Origin of the sequence: Streptomyces sp. NPDC059897 (assembly GCF_042730865.1) — a bacterium.
GTDB lineage: Bacteria > Actinomycetota > Actinomycetes > Streptomycetales > Streptomycetaceae > Streptomyces.
This window is the reverse complement of sequence record NZ_JBHWKQ010000021.1, coordinates 27,854-44,548: the sequence shown is the minus strand read 5'-3', so window position 1 is coordinate 44,548 and position 16,695 is coordinate 27,854. Positions and strand designations below refer to the sequence as shown.

General features: G+C 73.6%; 12 protein-coding genes. 8 read left to right on the top strand and 4 right to left on the bottom strand.

Annotated features, from left to right (window positions below; translation table 11 throughout):
• The first annotated feature begins 110 nt into the window (after nt 1–110).
• Nucleotides 111–944: a pentapeptide repeat-containing protein gene (locus tag ACFV9W_RS23000; RefSeq protein WP_385763785.1), complete on the top strand. Its 834-nt coding sequence runs from the start codon at nt 111–113 to the stop codon at nt 942–944.
• 15 nt (nt 945–959) lie between these two features.
• Here the strand turns inward: ACFV9W_RS23000 and ACFV9W_RS22995 are convergent, their stop codons facing one another.
• Complete coding sequence (locus ACFV9W_RS22995; RefSeq protein WP_385763783.1) at nt 960–1,586, bottom strand: chorismate mutase; 627 nt, start codon at nt 1,584–1,586, stop codon at nt 960–962.
• A gap of 137 nt (nt 1,587–1,723) precedes the next feature.
• Between ACFV9W_RS22995 and cyc2 the strand changes: the two genes are divergently transcribed.
• The 5 genes from cyc2 to ACFV9W_RS22970 all read left to right on the top strand — a co-directional run bounded on the left by cyc2 (nt 1,724) and on the right by ACFV9W_RS22970 (nt 8,959).
• Complete coding sequence (cyc2, locus tag ACFV9W_RS22990; RefSeq protein ID WP_385763781.1) at nt 1,724–3,964, top strand: germacradienol/geosmin synthase Cyc2; 2,241 nt, start codon at nt 1,724–1,726, stop codon at nt 3,962–3,964.
• Nucleotides 3,965–4,053: 89 nt separating this feature from the next.
• Nucleotides 4,054–5,985, top strand: coding sequence for an O-aminophenol oxidase PhsA (phsA, locus tag ACFV9W_RS22985; RefSeq protein ID WP_385763779.1), 1,932 nt, complete (start codon nt 4,054–4,056; stop codon nt 5,983–5,985).
• Between the two features lie 152 nt (nt 5,986–6,137).
• Nucleotides 6,138–6,785: a PDZ domain-containing protein gene (locus ACFV9W_RS22980; RefSeq protein WP_385763777.1), complete on the top strand. Its 648-nt coding sequence runs from the start codon at nt 6,138–6,140 to the stop codon at nt 6,783–6,785.
• 134 nt (nt 6,786–6,919) lie between these two features.
• Nucleotides 6,920–8,047 (top strand): aminopeptidase P family protein, encoded by a 1,128-nt coding sequence (locus ACFV9W_RS22975; RefSeq protein WP_385763775.1) that lies wholly within the window; start codon nt 6,920–6,922, stop codon nt 8,045–8,047.
• 6 nt (nt 8,048–8,053) lie between these two features.
• Nucleotides 8,054–8,959: an aminoglycoside phosphotransferase family protein gene (locus ACFV9W_RS22970; RefSeq protein ID WP_385763773.1), complete on the top strand. Its 906-nt coding sequence runs from the start codon at nt 8,054–8,056 to the stop codon at nt 8,957–8,959.
• Between the two features lie 24 nt (nt 8,960–8,983).
• Here ACFV9W_RS22970 and treZ read toward each other — a convergent pair whose 3' ends face one another.
• Complete coding sequence (treZ, locus tag ACFV9W_RS22965; protein WP_385763771.1) at nt 8,984–10,750, bottom strand: malto-oligosyltrehalose trehalohydrolase; 1,767 nt, start codon at nt 10,748–10,750, stop codon at nt 8,984–8,986.
• Between the two features lie 186 nt (nt 10,751–10,936).
• On the opposite strand from treZ, the gene ACFV9W_RS22960 reads away from it, so the two are divergent.
• Nucleotides 10,937–11,488: an FHA domain-containing protein gene (locus ACFV9W_RS22960; protein ID WP_385763769.1), complete on the top strand. Its 552-nt coding sequence runs from the start codon at nt 10,937–10,939 to the stop codon at nt 11,486–11,488.
• A gap of 63 nt (nt 11,489–11,551) precedes the next feature.
• On the opposite strand, the gene ACFV9W_RS22955 is transcribed toward ACFV9W_RS22960, so the two are convergent.
• Entirely contained in the window at nt 11,552–12,793 is a 1,242-nt protein-coding gene (locus tag ACFV9W_RS22955; RefSeq protein ID WP_385763767.1) for a M14 family zinc carboxypeptidase, read from the bottom strand.
• A 189-nt stretch (nt 12,794–12,982) separates the two neighbouring features.
• Here ACFV9W_RS22955 and ACFV9W_RS22950 point away from each other — a divergent pair, with 189 nt between their 5' ends.
• The gene (locus ACFV9W_RS22950; protein WP_385763765.1) at nt 12,983–14,233 is read left to right on the top strand and encodes a cytochrome P450; all 1,251 of its coding nucleotides are present in this window, start codon (nt 12,983–12,985) and stop codon (nt 14,231–14,233) included.
• Here the strand turns inward: ACFV9W_RS22950 and treY are convergent.
• Nucleotides 14,193–16,667 (bottom strand): malto-oligosyltrehalose synthase, encoded by a 2,475-nt coding sequence (gene treY, locus ACFV9W_RS22945; protein WP_385763763.1) that lies wholly within the window; start codon nt 16,665–16,667, stop codon nt 14,193–14,195. The genes ACFV9W_RS22950 and treY overlap by 41 nt on opposite strands.
• Between the last annotated feature and the right edge of the window lie 28 nt (nt 16,668–16,695).

Here is a 16,695-nt window from a genome sequence, read left to right as displayed (position 1 = left end):
ACTTCAGCGGTGCCGGACGCATCCACGGTGGCGCGGGGCCGGGCCCGGCCACAAGAGGGCGCACGCGCGCGTGGCCGTGTGCGCCCTGCCCCATCGGCGACAATGGACGGGTGACCTCCCCGCAAGCTCCCCCCGACCGTTCCGACCTGCGCGCCGACTGCGCGAACTGCTTCGGCCTGTGCTGTGTCGCCCTTCCCTTCGCCAAGTCGAACGACTTCGCGCACAACAAGAACGCGGGCACGCCCTGCCGCAACCTTCAGGACGACTTCAGCTGCGGCATCCACGCGCGGCTGCGCGACGAGGGCTACCCGGGCTGCACAGTCTTCGACTGCTTCGGCGCGGGCCAGCAGGTCTCCCAGGTCACCTTCGAGGGGGTCAGCTGGCGCGAGCGGCCCGACAGCTCCAGGGCCATGTACGAGGTGTTCCCCGTCATGCGGCAACTGCACGAGCTGCTCTGGTACTTGAGCGATGTCACGGAGCTGGACGCCGCCTCCGCCGTGCACGGCGACGCGCGGCGGGCCCGCGAGGACATCGAGCGGCTGACACGCGCGCGCAGCGACGAACTCGTCGCCGCGGACGTGCCGGCCGTGCGCGGCGAGGTGAACACCCTTCTACTGAAGGCGAGCGAACTGGTGCGCGCCGGTGTGCCCGGCGCCCTGGGCCGCAAGAAGAACCACCGGGGCGCCGACCTGGTGGGCGCCCGCTTCAAGAAGGCCGACCTGCGGGGCGCCAATCTCCGGGGCGCCCTGCTCCTGGCCGCCGACCTCACGGGCGCCGACCTCCGCTCGGCCGACCTGATCGGCGCGGACCTGCGGGACGCCCGGATCGAGGGCGCCGACCTCACAGGGGCGCTGTTCCTCACCCAGGCACAGCTGAACGCGGCGCGCGGCGACGACGCCACCCGCATCCCGGCGGGCCTTGCGCGCCCCGCGCACTGGGCGTAGCGCCCCGCCGACGGATCAGCCGCAGACCGAGGGCAGCGCCCGCGCCAGGCCCTTGAGGTGCAGCGCGTCGAAGCCGCGCGCGTGGGCGTCGCGCAGCGCCGCGGCCGTGAGCAGCGGCGTGCAGGCGGGGGACGTGCGGGTGGCGGCCACCTCCCGCAGCGCGTCCAGGAGCCGCGTCGTGATCCGGTCGAGCTGCGGCCTGACCTCCTTCGCGAGGTCGGGGCGCTCGGTCGGGCGCTGCTCGGGGTGGGCGTCCCAGCGGGCGTAGAGGCCGCGCTGCACCACCTTGTTGGCCTCGATCTGGTCCCGGAAGACGGACCGCGCGAACGCCGGGTCGACGCCGAGGCCCGCCGAACGCTCCGCCACGTCGTCGAGGATCTGCCGCTCGCGCGCCGGGTCGTCGATCGGCGCGTCCGTGCCGTACTTGGCCGCCGCGACCTTGTCCGCGAGCGCCAGCCGCTCCGTGGCGAGCGAGGCGATCGCGGCGAGGGCGTGCGGGTCCGCGTGCCCGGCCTGCGAGGCGGCGGCGGGTGCGACCGGGGCCGCGGCCGCCGGGAGGACCGCCCCACCAAGGGCGAGCGCGGTGGCGGCGCCCAGGGTGACCAGGCGGCGGGCGGCGGTCGACGTGGTCCGGATGCGCAAGGTGGGTCCTTCGTCTCGTACGGGCAACATGCGTGCGTTTCCCCGAACGTACGTCGAACAACCCTCGGTTCACGCGATGGTGCGATCATCTTCCGCCCCGTGGATGCCGGTTGACGGCCACGGGTAGGGCCGCGCCCATGACACACGAGTCCACACAGCCCTTCCGACTGCCGCGCTTCTACATGCCGTACCAGGCCCGGCTCAATCCGCACCTGGACGAGGCACGGGCCCACTCCACGGTGTGGGCCCGCGAGATGGGGATGCTGGAGGGCAGCGGTGTCTGGGACCAGGACGACCTCGACGCGCACGACTACGGCCTGCTGTGCGCGTATACGCACCCCGACTGCGACGGCCCGGCGCTCTCCCTGATCACCGACTGGTACGTGTGGGTCTTCTTCTTCGACGACCACTTCCTGGACATGTACAAGCGCACGAACGACCGCGCGGCCGGCAAGGCGCACCTGGACCGGCTGCCGCTGTTCATGCCGATGGACCTCCACGCCCCCGTGCCCGAGCCCGAGAACCCCGTCGAGGCGGGCCTCATCGACCTGTGGCGGCGCACCGTGCCCGCGATGTCCATGGACTGGCGGCGGCGCTTCGCGGAGTCGACCGAGCACCTGCTGAACGAGTCGATGTGGGAGCTGTCCAACATCAACGAAGGGCGGATCGCCAACCCCGTCGAGTACATCGAGATGCGCCGCAAGGTGGGCGGCGCCCCCTGGTCGGCGGGGCTCGTCGAATACGCGACCGCCGAAGTCCCGTCCTGCGTCGCCGAGTCGAGGCCGCTGCGCGTCCTCATGGAGACGTTCGCCGACGCGGTGCACCTGCGCAACGACCTCTTCTCCTACGAACGGGAGGTCATGGACGAGGGCGAGCTGAGCAACGGCGTCCTGGTCCTCGAGACCTTCTTCGGCTGCACGACGCAGGAGGCCGCGGAGGCCGTCAACGACGTACTGACCTCCCGGCTGCACCAGTTCGAGCACACCGCGCTGACCGAGGTGCCCGCCCTCTCCGTGGAGAAGGGGCTCACCCCGGACGGGATCGCCGCGGTCGCCGCGTACGCGCGCGGGCTGCAGGACTGGCAGTCCGGCGGCCATGAGTGGCACATGCGCTCGAGCCGCTACATGAACAAGGAGGCCGCCGTGCGCTCCGAGTCGCCCCTGGGCGGCCCGAGCGGGCTCGGGACCGGCGCCACGGACGTACGGGCGCTGCTCGCCGACGTCGGCGCCGAGCGCCTGCGCGCGTACACGCACGTGCCGTTCCAGAAGGTCGGACCCTCCCTGGTACCCGACATCCACATGCCGTTCGCCCTGAGCCTCAACCCGGAGCTCGACGGGGCCCGCGCGCGGCTGCTGCCGTGGACGCACCGCATGGGCATCCTCGGCGAGGGCGTCTGGGACGAGGACAAACTCCGCGCCTACGACCTGCCGTTGTGCGCGGCGGGCCTCGACCCGGACGGCTCCGCGGAGGCACTCGACCTCAGCTCCCAGTGGCTCGCCTGGGGCACCTACGGGGACGACTACTACCCGCTGATCTTCGGGCACCGCCGCGACCCGGCCGCCGCCAGGGCGTGCACCGCGCGGCTCTCCGACTGCATGCCCGTGAACGGCGAGGTGATCCCGCCGCCCGCCAACGCCATGGAGCGCGGCCTCGCCGACCTGTGGCGGCGCACCACGGCGCAGATGACCCCGCAGCAGCGGCGCACCTTGAAGGACTCCGTCGAGGTGATGACGGAGAGCTGGGTGTGGGAGGTCGCCAATCAGCTCCAGAACCGCGTCCCCGACCCCGTCGACTACCTGGAGATGCGCCGCGCCACCTTCGGCTCCGACCTCACCCTGAGCCTGTGCCGGATGGGCCACGGGCCCGCCGTGCCGCCCGAGATCTACCGCACGGGCCCGGTGCGCGCCCTGGAGAACTCGGCCATCGACTACGCGTGCCTGCTCAACGACGTGTTCTCGTACCAGAAGGAGATCGAGTACGAGGGCGAGATCCACAACGCGGTCCTGGTCGTGCAGAACTTCTTCGGTGCGGACTACCCGACGGCCGTCGGCATCGTGAACGACCTGATGACGCAGCGCATGCGGCAGTTCGAGCACATCGTCGAACACGAACTCCCCGCACTCTACGAGGACTTCGGCCTCGGCCGGGACGCGCGCGCCGCCCTCGACGGCTATGTGGAGGACCTGCGGAACTGGACGGCGGGCATCCTCAACTGGCACGCGAACGTCGACCGCTATCGCGCCGACTGGCTCGCGAGCCGCGCCCACGGCTTCGTCCCCGGCCGCGTTCCGGCGCCTCCGGTTCCGATTGGTTTCAACAACTGCACGTCCGGATTGGGCGATTCGGGGAACTTCGCTGGGGCGGCAGCCGTCTTGTGAGGTGAGACGGCCGTTCACGGCCGCGACAGGACCGCTGTTGGCGGCCGTGCAACGGGGACTTTGCAAGAACACACGGGGGTGTTCTTTTCATGACCGAAATCTTCGAGCGCATCACGGACAAAATCACCGGAGTCGAGGAGGCCGCGAGCGAGATCGCCGCGGCCGCCGTGGGGGAACTGGCGCCGTACGTGGCGCCGTTGACGGTGCCGCCGGTGCTGCGGCCCGAGACCGGTGACGTCCGGCAGGAAACGGAGATCGCGCTGCGGCCCACGTGGCAGCGGCTGCACCCGCAGCTCCCGCCGACACTGATGTGGGGCTACGAGGGGTCGGTGCCGGGCCCGACGATCGAGGTGCGGCGCGGCGAGCGTGTCCGCATCGCCTGGACGAACCGCATTCCGAAGGGCAGCGAGTACCCGGTGACGTCGGTGGAGGTGCCCACTCCGCAGACCGAGCCGGGGCAGGACCCGCCGCCCCCGCCGACCACGCTGCCCGGCCGCGGCGGCGTCGCGGCGAACCCGGACGTGGCGGCGCTGCCCGCCTGGACCGTGACACATCTGCACGGCGCGCAGACGGGCGGCGGGAACGACGGCTGGGCGGACAACGCGGTGGGCTTCGGCGACGCCCAGCTCTCCGAGTATCCGAACGACCACCAGGCGGTGCAGTGGTGGTACCACGACCACGCCATGAACATCACCAGGTGGAACGTGTACGCGGGCCTCTACGGCACGTACCTGGTCAGGGACGACGAGGAGGACGCCCTCGGGCTCCCCTCCGGGGAGCGGGAGATCCCGCTGCTCCTCGCCGACCGGAACCTGGACACGGACGAGGACGGCAGGCTGAACGGCAGGCTGCTGCACAAGACCGTGATCGTCGACCCGGCGAACGAGGAGACCGGAAAGCCCGTCAGCATCCCGTTCAGCGGCCCGTACACGACGGTGAACGGGCGGATCTGGCCCTTCGCGCAGGTGGACGCGGGCTGGTACCGCTTCCGCCTGGTGAACGCGTCGAACGCGCGGATCTACAACCTGGTGCTGATCGACGAGGACGGCGACCCGGTGCCCGGCGTCGTGCACCAGATCGGCAGCGACGGCGGACTGCTGCCGCGGCCCGTCCCGCTCGACTTCGACGCCGCGCTGCCGACGCTGCCCGTCGCGCCCGCCGAGCGCATGGACCTGCTCATCGACTTCGCCTCCCTCGCGGGCAAGCGGGTGCGCCTGGTCGACAAGGGACGTAATGCGGCGCCGGGTGAGCCCGACGTGGCCGGTGACGTGCGCTACCCGCACGTCATGGAGTTCCGGGTGGGGGAGTGCGGCGACCCGGAGCCGTTCGTGCTGCCCGAGGTGCTGTCGGGGTCCTTCCGCAGGCTCACGCACGACATCGAGCACGGGCACCGGCTGATCGTCCTGACACCGCCCGCGACCAAGGGCGGCGGCGGACACCCGGAGATGTGGGAGATGGTGGAGGTCACGGACGACTCCGAGGACATCCAGGTGCCGAGCGACGGCGTCATCCAGCTCGTCGACGACAAGGGCGCGCTGAAGACGTACCGGCGCACCGCCCGGACCTTCAACGACGGGCTCGGCTTCACCATCGGCGAGGGCACCCACGAGCAGTGGAGCTTCCTCAACCTCGCGGTGAACCCGCCGGTCGTGCACCCGATGCACATTCACCTCGCCGACTTCCAGATCCTCGGCCGGGACGTGTACGACGCGTCCGGGTTCGACGCCGAGGTGGGCGGCACGGTCAAGCCGGTCGCCTTCGACCCGACGCGGGTGGTGCCGCTGCCGCCCAACGAGCAGGGGCACAAGGACGTGTTCCGCGCCCTGCCCGGCCAGATGCTGCGGGTCATCGGCAAGTTCGACGGGGCGTACGGCCGGTTCATGTACCACTGCCACCTCCTGGAGCACGAGGACATGGGCATGATGCGGCCCTTCGTGGTGCTGCCGAAGGAAGCCCTGAAGTTCGACCACGGGGCGGGGCACGGCGGCGGCCATGGCGACCATGGTGGCCACACCGGCTGACCTGCCGACGGCGGGGAGTCGCACGGGGTGCCGGGCGCCGGCGTTCGAGCCGGCCCGGCACTCTCACTCGTTCGTGGATCGTCGTGGGCGTACGCGGAGGGTAGGGCTCTGGCCGTGGCCGAGTGGGCCAGGGACCGGAGGCGGACGACCCCATGGAACAGACTGCGTTGCGGCCCAAGTCGATGCCGGGCTCCGGGGGCCGGGCCGCGACGTCGCGGCCGGAGCCGTCCACCGACCCGCAGGGAGGCCCCGCGCCCGCGCCGGGACCCGGCGGGCCGCCTGCCGCCCGGCGGCGCGGCAGGCGCCTGTGCAGCGTGCTGTGCGGGCTGCTGTGCGCGGTGGTGCTGGTCCTCGCGGGCATCGGCCTCGGCACCGTGGGAGCCACCGTCATCGGCATGAGCAAGCTCGCCGAACTGAAGCGGCAGGCCCCGCCCGAGGCGCGGCCCGCCGCCCCGCCGCCGAGCAGCCCGGCCCCGACGCCGGGCCCCACCAAGGCGCCCGCGCCGCCCCAGGCACCCCTGGCGCGCGGCGGGCTCGGCGTGGAGGTCGTCGACGCTCCCAGGGCGTCCGGGGCGCTCGTCGTCGCCGTGCACATCCCGGGCCCCGGCTACACGGGCGGCCTCGTCCGCGGCGACGTACTGGTGGGCCTTGGCGCGCGGCGCGTCGGCTCCGCGCTCGACCTGGCGGCGCACGTGGCCGACGTGGCGGACGCCCGGCCCGGCCGGCAGGTCGTGGTCACCGTCCGGCACGCGAACGGGGAGCTGCAGAAGCTGGCGGTCACACCGGGCGTGGTCACATGACGTCCGCGTTCGGCGCGCGCCCGGCCCCGGCCGCCTGAAATCATGGGCAGAGGTCGGTCTCGCGCCGCCCCGCGCCGCCGGGCAGGATGGCTGCCCGTACGACGCCCGCGCCCACCCGTACGAAAGGTCAGGACATGACGACCGGTACACCCGCGCCCTTCACCGCCGCCGACTACAAGGCCCGCATGGACCGTGCCGCGCAGTCCGCCGCCGACGCGGGGCTCGCCGGGGTACTGGTCGCGCCGGGCCCCGACCTCGTATGGCTCACCGGCTACCACGTGCCGGCCGACACCGAGCGGCTCACCCTCCTCGTCCTCGCGGCCGGCCAGCAGCCCACGCTCGTCGTGCCGACCCTCGAGGCGCCCGACGCCGCGAAGGCCGCGGGAGCCGACGCGATGACGCTGCGCGACTGGACCGACGGAAAGGACCCGTACGACGTCACGGCCCCGCTGCTCGACGTCGCGGGCCGCTTCGGGGTCAGCGACAACGCGTGGGCGATGCACCTGCTCGGCCTGCAGAAGACGCTCCCGGAGACGTCATACGTATCACTCACCGAGGCCCTGCCGATGCTGCGCGGCGTGAAGGACGCCGCCGAGCTGGAGCGCCTCGCCGCCGCGGGCGCCGCCGCGGACGCCACGTACGAGGAGATCAAGAAGGTCGCCTTCGCGGGCCGCGAGGAGAACGACATCGCCCGCGAACTGTCCGACCTGCTGAAGCGGTTCGGGCACTCGCAGGTCGACTTCACCGTCGTCGGCTCCGGCCCGAACGGCGCCAATCCGCACCACGAGGCGAGCGACCGCGTCATCCAGGACGGCGACATGGTGGTGCTCGACTTCGGAGGCCTCAAGCACGGCTACGGCTCCGACACCACCCGCACCGTGCACGTCGGCGAGCCGACCACCGAGGAGCGCGAGGTGCACGACATCGTCCGGGAGGCGCAGACCGCGGCCTGCGACGCGGTGCGGCCCGGGATCGCCTGCCAGGACGTCGACCGGGTCGCCCGCAAGGTCATCACGGACGCCGGGTACGGCGAGTACTTCATCCACCGCACCGGGCACGGCATCGGCGTCACCACCCACGAACCGCCCTACATGATCGAGGGCGAGGAGCAGGAGCTGGTGCCGGGCATGTGCTTCTCCGTCGAACCCGGCATCTACCTGCCCGGCCGGTTCGGCGTCCGCGTCGAGGACATCGTGACCGTCACCGAGGACGGCGGCCGGCGCCTCAACGCGACGGCGCGCGAGCTGGCGATCGTGGGCTGAGCGGCCATGCCGTCGACGCCGCGGCAGCCCACTGCCGACGCCGTGCGCCGCGTTCTGGAGGCGATGCTTCCGGACGGCGGCGCACCCGAGGCACGCCCCGTCACCGAGGGCGGCGAGCACTCCACGTGGTGGGTGGGCAAGACACATGTGCTGCGCCTGGCCACCGACGGGGCGATGTCCGCGCGGCTGCGGCGCGAGGTGCGCCTGCGCGATCTCGTACGCCCCCACGTCCCGGTCGCGGTGCCCGCCTCCGTCGCGGTGGGGGAGTGGGCGCCCGGCCTCGCCTGCACGCTCGACAAGCGGCTGCCCGGGGAGTCCGCCGAGGTCAGGGACGTCACCGCGGCGGGCGAGGAGGATCTTGCCGGGCTGCTCGCGGGGCTGCGGGCGGTGCCGGTCGCGCGGACCGGGCCGCTGGGTGTGCCGAAGGTGGCGCCGCGCTCCCTGGAGAGCCTGCGCCGCGAGGCGGGCGCCGCAGCGCTGAAGCTCGACGCGGACGGCGAGTTCGAGGCCGAGCGGCTTGAACAGCTCGCCGCGCGGGCCGTCGCGCAGCTCGTTCCGCAGCCCGACACCGTGCTCGTCCATCACGACCTCAAGGGCGAGCATCTGACGGTGTCGGCGGACGGCCGGGTGCGCGGCGTCCTCGACTGGGCCGACGCGGCCATCGGCGACGCGGCCGAGGACATCGCCGGGCTCACGATCGCCGTGGGCGCGCGGGCCGCGGTCCGCTCCGCGACCCTCGCGGGGTACGGGCCGCGCTCGTGCCTGCGGGGGCTGTGGCTGGCCCGCTGCGATGTCCTCGTACGGCTCGGGGACCGGCTGTACGGGTCCGACGACAGCCCCGTGGGCCTGCTGCGGGTGCAGCTGGAGCGGGCGTGGGAGGCGATCCTGCTGGAGCTGGTGTCGGAGAGCTGAACCGCCTCCTGCCCCCGCCTGCCGCTACGGTGCCACGGCGATCACGCAGGACTCCGCCGGGACCGTCAGCACCCCGTCCCTGCCCGGCAGTTCCACCGGCTCCCACGCGGCGAGCAGCCGCGCCACCGGCCGCCCCAGCGGAATCGACACCGGCACGTCCGACAGGTTCACCGCCACCCGGAGGTCACCGCGGCGGTAGGCGATCCAGCGGGCCCGCTCGTCGTAGGCGACCTTGACCGCGGCCAGGTCGGGGTCCTGGAGGTCGGGGCGGGCGCGGCGCAGGGCGATGAGCTCGCGGTACCAGGCGAGCACGCGCGCGTGGTGGCCCGTTTCGCGCTCGACCCAGTTCAGGCAGGAGCGCTCACGGGTGGCGGCGTCCTGCGGGTCAGGGACGTCCTCCTCGGCCCAGCCGTGCGCCGCGAACTCCCGCCGCCTGCCCTTGCGCACGGCGTCGGCGAGCGCGGGGTCCGTGTGGTCGGTGAAGTACTGCCAGGGCGTGCTCGCGGCCCACTCCTCGCCCATGAACAGCATCGGAGTGAACGGGCCGGTGAGCACGAGTGTCGCCGCGCACGCCAGCAGCCCGGGCCCGGCGAGCGCGCTGAGGCGCTCGCCCTGCGCCCGGTTGCCGACCTGGTCGTGGGTCTGCGTGTAGGCGAGCAGCCGGTGCGCGGGGACGGCGGCACGGTCCAGCGGGCGGCCGTGGTGGCGGCCGCGGAACGTCGAGTACGTGCCGTCGTGGAAGAAGCCGTGGGTGAGCGTCTTGGCGAGCGCGGCCATCGGCTGCCGGGCGAAGTCCCCGTAGTAGCCCCGCCGTTCGCCGGTGACGGCCGCGTGCACGGCGTGGTGCACGTCGTCGTTCCACTGCGCGTGCAGCCCGAGCCCGCCCTCCGCGCGCGGGGTGATGACGCGCGGGTCGCCCAGGTCGGACTCGCCGACCAGGAACAGCGGCCTGCCGAGGTCCTCTGCGAGCGCGTCCACGGCCGCCGAGAGCTCCTCCAGGAACGTCAGGGCGCGCCGGTCGTGGAGCTCATGGATCGCGTCGAGCCGCAGCCCGTCGATCCGGTAGTCGCGCAGCCAGGCGAGCGCGCTGCCGATCAGGTACGCGCGGACCTCGTCGGAGCCGGGCGCGTCCAGGTTCATCGCGCTGCCCCACGGCGTGTGGTGGGTGTCGGTGAAGTACGGGCCGAACGCGGGCAGATGATTGCCGGAAGGGCCCAGGTGGTTGTGCACCACGTCGAGCACGACACCGAGGCCGTGCTCGTGCGCGCTGTCGACGAAGCGCTTCAGCGCCTCGGGCCCGCCGTACGGCTCGTGCACGGCCCACGGGCCGACGCCGTCGTAGCCCCAGCCGTGCCGCCCCGGCATCGGGCTCAGCGGCATCAACTCCACGTGCGTGACGCCCAGATCGGCGAGATGCCCGAGCCGCCCCGCGGCGGCGTCCAGCGTGCCCTCCCGCGTGTACGTGCCCACATGGAGCTCGTACAGGACCGCCCCGGTCAGCCCGCGCCCGGACCAGTCGCCGTGCCACGTGTGGCGCCGGTGGTCGACGACGGCGCTCAGGCCGTCAGGACCCCCGGGCTGCCGCCGCGAGCGCGGGTCCGGCAGCACGGGCCCGTCGTCGACCGCGAAGCCGTACCGCGTGCCGTCCACGGCGTCGGCCTCGCCGGACCACCACCCGTCCCCGCGGTACGGGTCGCGCGACAACGCGCGCGTGGTGCCCTGTTCGTCCTCGGCGCCCCGTATGTGGAGCGTTACCCGCTCGGCCTGTGGTGCCCACACCTCGAACTGCACGGACCGTTCCCCCTCGTGACCGGATGCCTGCCGACAGTGACGGCTGGTTCCCATGGTGCGTCAGTTGTGATCCACGCGGGGCGGTTTTGCCTCGCTGGGGCCCGCGTCACACGAAGTTTCGCCCGCGCGGGCCCACGCTCGCGGTTTTCTGGACACTTCGGCCTCCGCTGCCCGACAATTCCCTGTGTGACGTCCTCTTTTGAACACCACACGTTCCCGGCTCGGCTCTCCGACGCCGAGCGGGACCGTGCCCTGAAGGTGCTCAGGGACGGCGTCGCCCTCGGCCGGCTCTCGCACGACACGTTCGTGCGCCGCATGGAGCTGGTGTTCGCCGCCCGCAGGACCGAGGACCTCGACCGGCTCACCGCCGACCTGCATCAGGAGAACCGCTGGTCGCGGGCGGTGTTCGGCACCGTGGGAGCGGTCTCCGGGTTCACGGTGCGGCTGCGCAGGGCGTGGACCGTGGAGCGGCTCCCGAAGCTGCTCCTGCCGCCGGCCGATTCCCCGTACCCGCTGCGCATCGGCCGCGACCCGGTCAACGGGCTGCGGCTGAGCCACGACACGGTCTCGCGGGTGCACGCCGAGCTGAGCCGGCAGGCCGGCATGTGGGTGCTGCGCGACCTCGGCTCCACCAACGGCACGTCGGTGAACGGGCGCAGGGTGATCGGCGCGGCGGTCGTCAGGGACGGCGATCAGGTCGCCTTCGGGCGCATGTCGTTCCGGTTGTCCGACGACTGAGCCGGCCGCCGCCCCGACTGCCGATCCGGCCGCCGACGCGACCGCCGATCCGGCCGTGCGTGCTCACCCGCGCGCGTGCCGCACCGCCGCCACCGTCGTCCGCGCCTGATGCTCGATCTGGTGGGCCACCGGCACCCACCGCGCACCGAACCGCTCGGCGTACGCCTCGCACCACCGCGTGACGAGGGAGTCGAGCCGGGGCGCCGCCAGATCCCCGGCCTCCTCCAGGACCCGCAGCAGCATCGCCGCGGCCCGCAGCGGAAGCCGCCGCGCGAACGCGTCGATGCTGCCGACGTACGCCATCGTGGCGCCGGGCGGCGGCGGTTGGACCCAGTCGTCCGCGAGCCCCGGCACCAGGCCCAGGGCCCAGCAGGCCGCGCCGAGCAGCGGACCTTCGGTGTCCGGGAGCCGGGGCATCGCCTCCGTGAGGATCTCCTCCACGAGCCGGGTGTCTCGGCTGAGCCGGGCCGACAGGCGCCGCAGCGCCCGCTCGGGCGCGGGATGCGGGGCCGGGTCGTCCACCAGGTCGCTGGCCCACATCGGGACCTCCACGATCGCCGTGGAGCCGCCGTAGCGGTGCGCGTGGTGCCACGTCGACAGCCGGGCGTCGTCGGGCAGGCTCGGGAACGCGGCCTGCGCGTCCATGTCCGGCATCACATGGACGCCGCGCCCCGACGTCGGCCAGCCCGCCGCGTCCGAAGCCCCGGTCTCCACCGGTATGTGCAGCTCGGCGGCCGACTTGGCGAACGGCTCGGCGAGCCCCGGTATGTCGCGTGTCAACTGCACCCAGCTGCCGCCCAGTTCGGTGCCGTGCAGGGACACCTGGAGGTAGGGCCGCACCTCGTCGATCACGCCGACCAGCGTCCGCGTCTCCGGAGGGAGCCGGTCCGGGGGCAGTACGGACGGCGACCACTCGGGCTGCTCCGCGCCCGTGGGCCGGAAGAAGCCCCGGTGGTAGTCGAGCAGCGAGTGCGGCTCGGGAGCGTTGTGCAGGGCCGCGCCGTCCGGGTCCGCGCACAGCAGGAAGTGCCACGACCGGTCGGTCCGCAACTCCCGGTCGAAGAGCGCCTTTTCGGCCAGGTGCAGAGCCGTGGGGCCGCCCGTTGGTTCGTTGGCGTGCGCCCCCGCGACGATCAGGACGGCGCGCCGGTCGTGCCCGACGGAGAGCAGATGCAGGGGGCGTCCCCCGCGCGACGTTCCGACCTGGCGCAGGCGACACAGGTCAGGTCGGTGAGACGCCAGCTCCCGCGCTGACTGGACCAACTCGGCCGAGGTGGGGTACCGCTGCTCCGTCAGGTGACTCACCCCCGTTGGTGCTCCCGGCGTCAGCAATCCGCAGTACCCCATGCTCCGCTCCGTGTGTCAAGGAGGCCTGTCCAGCGGCCCCGGGCCGCTCGGCAGGGGAGAGTTCACGCCACCGGGGACCCCGCGCAGGTCAGACCCGCACGTCACCCTGGGTCACCACTGTCACTCGTACGGTGGAACGGAGGCTGCGTGACGAAGGCCTCGGTGGTGCGCTGGGAGGAGTCGCGCGCAGCGACCGGTGCGCGCCCCGGTGCAGAGTGGAGTCCCGCGGTGCTGTGCCCTTCCGGACCGGTCTCGTATCCCGACGCATCGGGCTATTACCCGCGCGCGGGCGCCGCGACGCCGCTGCCGAGCCTCGCGGCGCCGGGGACCGTCCAGGATCCGTTCCCGCTGTACAGGACCCTGCGGTCCGCCCACCCGCTGCACCTCGACGAACCGTTCGGCGCGTGGCTCCTCAGCCGGTACGCGGACGTGCGCGCGGCGCTCGCCGACCCCCGGCTCGTCGCACCGCCGCCCGGCCGCACCTTCGCCCACCTGGAAGCGGACACGCACGCCGCCCAGCGCGCGCTGCTCGCCCCCGCCCTCCAGGGACGCGCGCTGGCCACCTTGAAGGCGAGCGTCGAGCGCACGGCCTACGTGCTCGCGCGCCGCCTCGCCGGGCGCCACGAGGCGGACCTGGTCGAGGAGTTCTGCCACTGGCTGCCCGCCGTGGCCGCCGTCCGCGCGCTGGGCCTGCCCTACCAGGGCACCGCCCACGTCGCCGCGCTGTGCCGGGAGGGGCTCACCCACCTGGGCGGCGCCCCGGCGGCCCTGGACGCCTTCCTGCGGCCGCAGATCGCCCGCCGCCGCGCGCACCCGACGGACGACCTCCTGGGCGCCCTGTGCGCCGCGCGGGACGGCGGGCGGCCGCTGTCCGACGACACGGTCTGCGGGCTCGCGGCGACACTCCTCGGCGCGGGCGGGGACGCCACCGACCGGGCCCTCGCCGCGCTCCTCGCCAACCTCCTCGACCACCCCGAGCAGTTGGCGCTGGTGCGGGCCCGCCCCGAACTCGCCGGCGCCGCCTGGGCCGAGTCGCTGCGCCGCGACCCCGCCGCGCACGTCGTCCTGCGCCGGGCCCTCGTGCCGGTCCCGGTGAGCGGCGGCACGATACCGGCGGGCGCCACCGTCGCGTGCCTGGTGGGAGCGGCGGGCAGGGACGCGTCACGGTTCCCCGACCCCGACCGCTACGACCTGTTCCGAGAGGCCCCCGGACAGCTGGCCCACGGCACCGGGCGGCACCGCTGCCCGGGTGTCCAGCTCGCCCGGCTCACCGCCGAGGCGGGCCTGCGCGCCCTGCTGACGGCGCTGCCGTCGATGACCTGGGCACCGGGCTTCAGGCCCGCCTACGAGGGTCTGCTCACTCGCTCTCCCACGGCTCTGCACGTACGTCTGCGATGAGCGCTCGGAGAGCCTCGCCGTTGTCCGCGCCCTCTTCGCCGTCGGCCTGGTCGGTGCGGACGAGGAGCGCCATGGGCAGCCGTTCGAAGAGTGTCGCCACGCGTGCGTGGCCGCTGTACCGCGCTTCAGGGGCGAGCAGGTCGACCCACTCGCCCTCGGGGAGCGCGAGCCGTGTCGAGCGCCACCCGCCGGCGTCGGCGAGCCGCAAGGAGAGCCGGGTCGCCGCCACCACCACGCGCGCGGAGCGGGCGAAAGCGACACAGTGCGCTTCGGCGGGGCCCTCGGCGGTGAGCGGTTCGTACGTGGCCGTGTCGCCGAACCACTCGGGGCGCGCGCGGCGCAGGCGCAGCGCACACCTGGTGAGTTCGGCCTTGGCGCCGTGCTCCTTCGCGCCGAGCCGGGCGGGCGCCCGGTTGTCCGGGTCCACCAGAGCGCGGTACTCGTGCTCCGTGCCCTGGTAGAGGTCGGGGACGCCCGGCATCGTCAGGTGGACAAGGGCCGCACCCAGGACGTTCGCCCGGACATGGGGTGCGAGGCCGTCCATGAAGCGCAGCACTTCGTTGCCGGGCGGACCGCCCGGTCCTGAGGCCACGAAGTCCTCCACCGCGCGCTCGTAGTCCGGGTCCTGTTCGGTCCAGGTGGTGAACAGGCCCGCCTCGCGCGCGTGCTTGAGCATCGCGGTCCGCAGCCTGGTCGGGTCGGCGGGGCCGAGCCCGGCCGCGGTCTGCCAGGCGGCCCACGCCAGCTGCGGATCGGGCGCGCTCGCACCGCCGCCGCGAGCGGTCCGTCCGGTGACGTCCGAGAGGAGCGCCTCCCAGCGGTCCGGGCACTGCGAGAGGACCGAGATCCCGGCCCGCACGTCGGCGCTGCGTTTGGTGTCGTGCGTCGACAGGGCCGTCGAGGTGTCCGGCCAGTCGCGCTGCACGCGCGCGCAGTACGCGTGGAAGCCCGCCACGGACACCGCGGGGTCGCCGGGCGCGCCGCCGACCTCCAGGGCCGAGAGGAGCGGCGTGAAGCGGTAGAACGCGGTGTCCTCCACCGACTTGGCGCGCAGCGCGGACGAGGTCTGCGCGAACCGGTCGCGAAACGCCGCATGGGCGGGGCTCGCGCCGAGCTGACCCAGCGCCAACTCCCGTACGACATCGACCGCGCGGGCCTCCTCGGGCACCGCGAACACGGCCTTCGCCTCGCGGGCCGCGGAAGCCGTCAGGATCGTCTCCGGGGGCGCGCCGCCGGTCGCGTAGGGCCGGTAGACCGGAACCCGCACGAGAAGCTCGCACAGCGCCGTACGCAGCGCCCACGGGGCGATGTCGCGCAGCTCCACATCCTCGGCGCACAGCGCGGCGGCCTCCCGCGTCAGCCGGTCCACCTCGGCGGCCAGTTCGTGCGTCACCACATGGTGTGCGGCGCGCCGCACCGTCGCACCCCACTGGCCGCCCCGGTCCGCCGCCGCCCCCGTGAACCGCCGGAAGACTCCGAGGAGTTGATCGGCCCCCGCCGGATCGGTGAACAGCCCATCGATGTGCCGCAGCGCGTCGTACCCGGTGGTGCCGGCCACCGGCCACCCGGCGGGCAGCCGCTCCCCGTCCTCAAGGATCTTCTCCACGACGGTCCACCGGCCGCCCGTCGCCGCGCTCAGCCGCTCCAGGTAGCCGCCGGGGTCGGCGAGTCCGTCGGGGTGGTCGATCCGCAGCCCGTCGACGACGCCCTCGCGCAACAACTGCAGGATCTTCGCGTGGGTGGCCTCGAAGACCTCCGGGTCCTCCACCCGCACCGCGATCAGGTCGGAGATCGTGAAGAAGCGCCGGTAGTTGAGTTCCGTGCGGGCCAGGCGCCACCAGGCGAGGCGGTACCACTGGGCGTCGAGCAGCTCGGCCGGCGGCAGGGAGGCGGTGCCCGCGCGCAGCGGGAACGCGTGCTCGTAGTAGCGCAGGACATCGCCGTCCACCGTCATGTGCGGCAGTTCCTCGCCGACGGGGCCGCCCAGGACCGGCAGCAGGACCCGGCCGCCCTGCGCCTGCCAGTCGATGTCGAACCAGCGCGCGTACGTGGACGAGGGGCCCTCGCGCAGCACCTCGCGCAGCGGCCGGTTGTGCGCGACGGCCGCCGCCATGTGGTTGGGCACGAGGTCCACGACCAGGCCCAGACCGTGCCCGCGCGCCGTGCGCGCGAGGTCCCGCAGGCCCCCCTCGCCGCCCAGCTCGGCGCGCACGCGCGTGTGGTCCACCACGTCGTAGCCGTGCGTCGACCCCGCGACCGCCTCCAGGACCGGCGACAGATGCAGATGGGAGACCCCCAGGGAGGCCAGATACGGGACCGCGGCCGCCGCGGCGGCGAAACCGAAGTCCGGCTGCAGCTGGAGCCGGTACGTCGCCGTGGGCGGCACCGGAACCGGCACCGGCGTCGCGGGCGGCATCGGGGCGTGAGGTGTCATGCAAACCTACGTACCCGCGCCGCCGCCT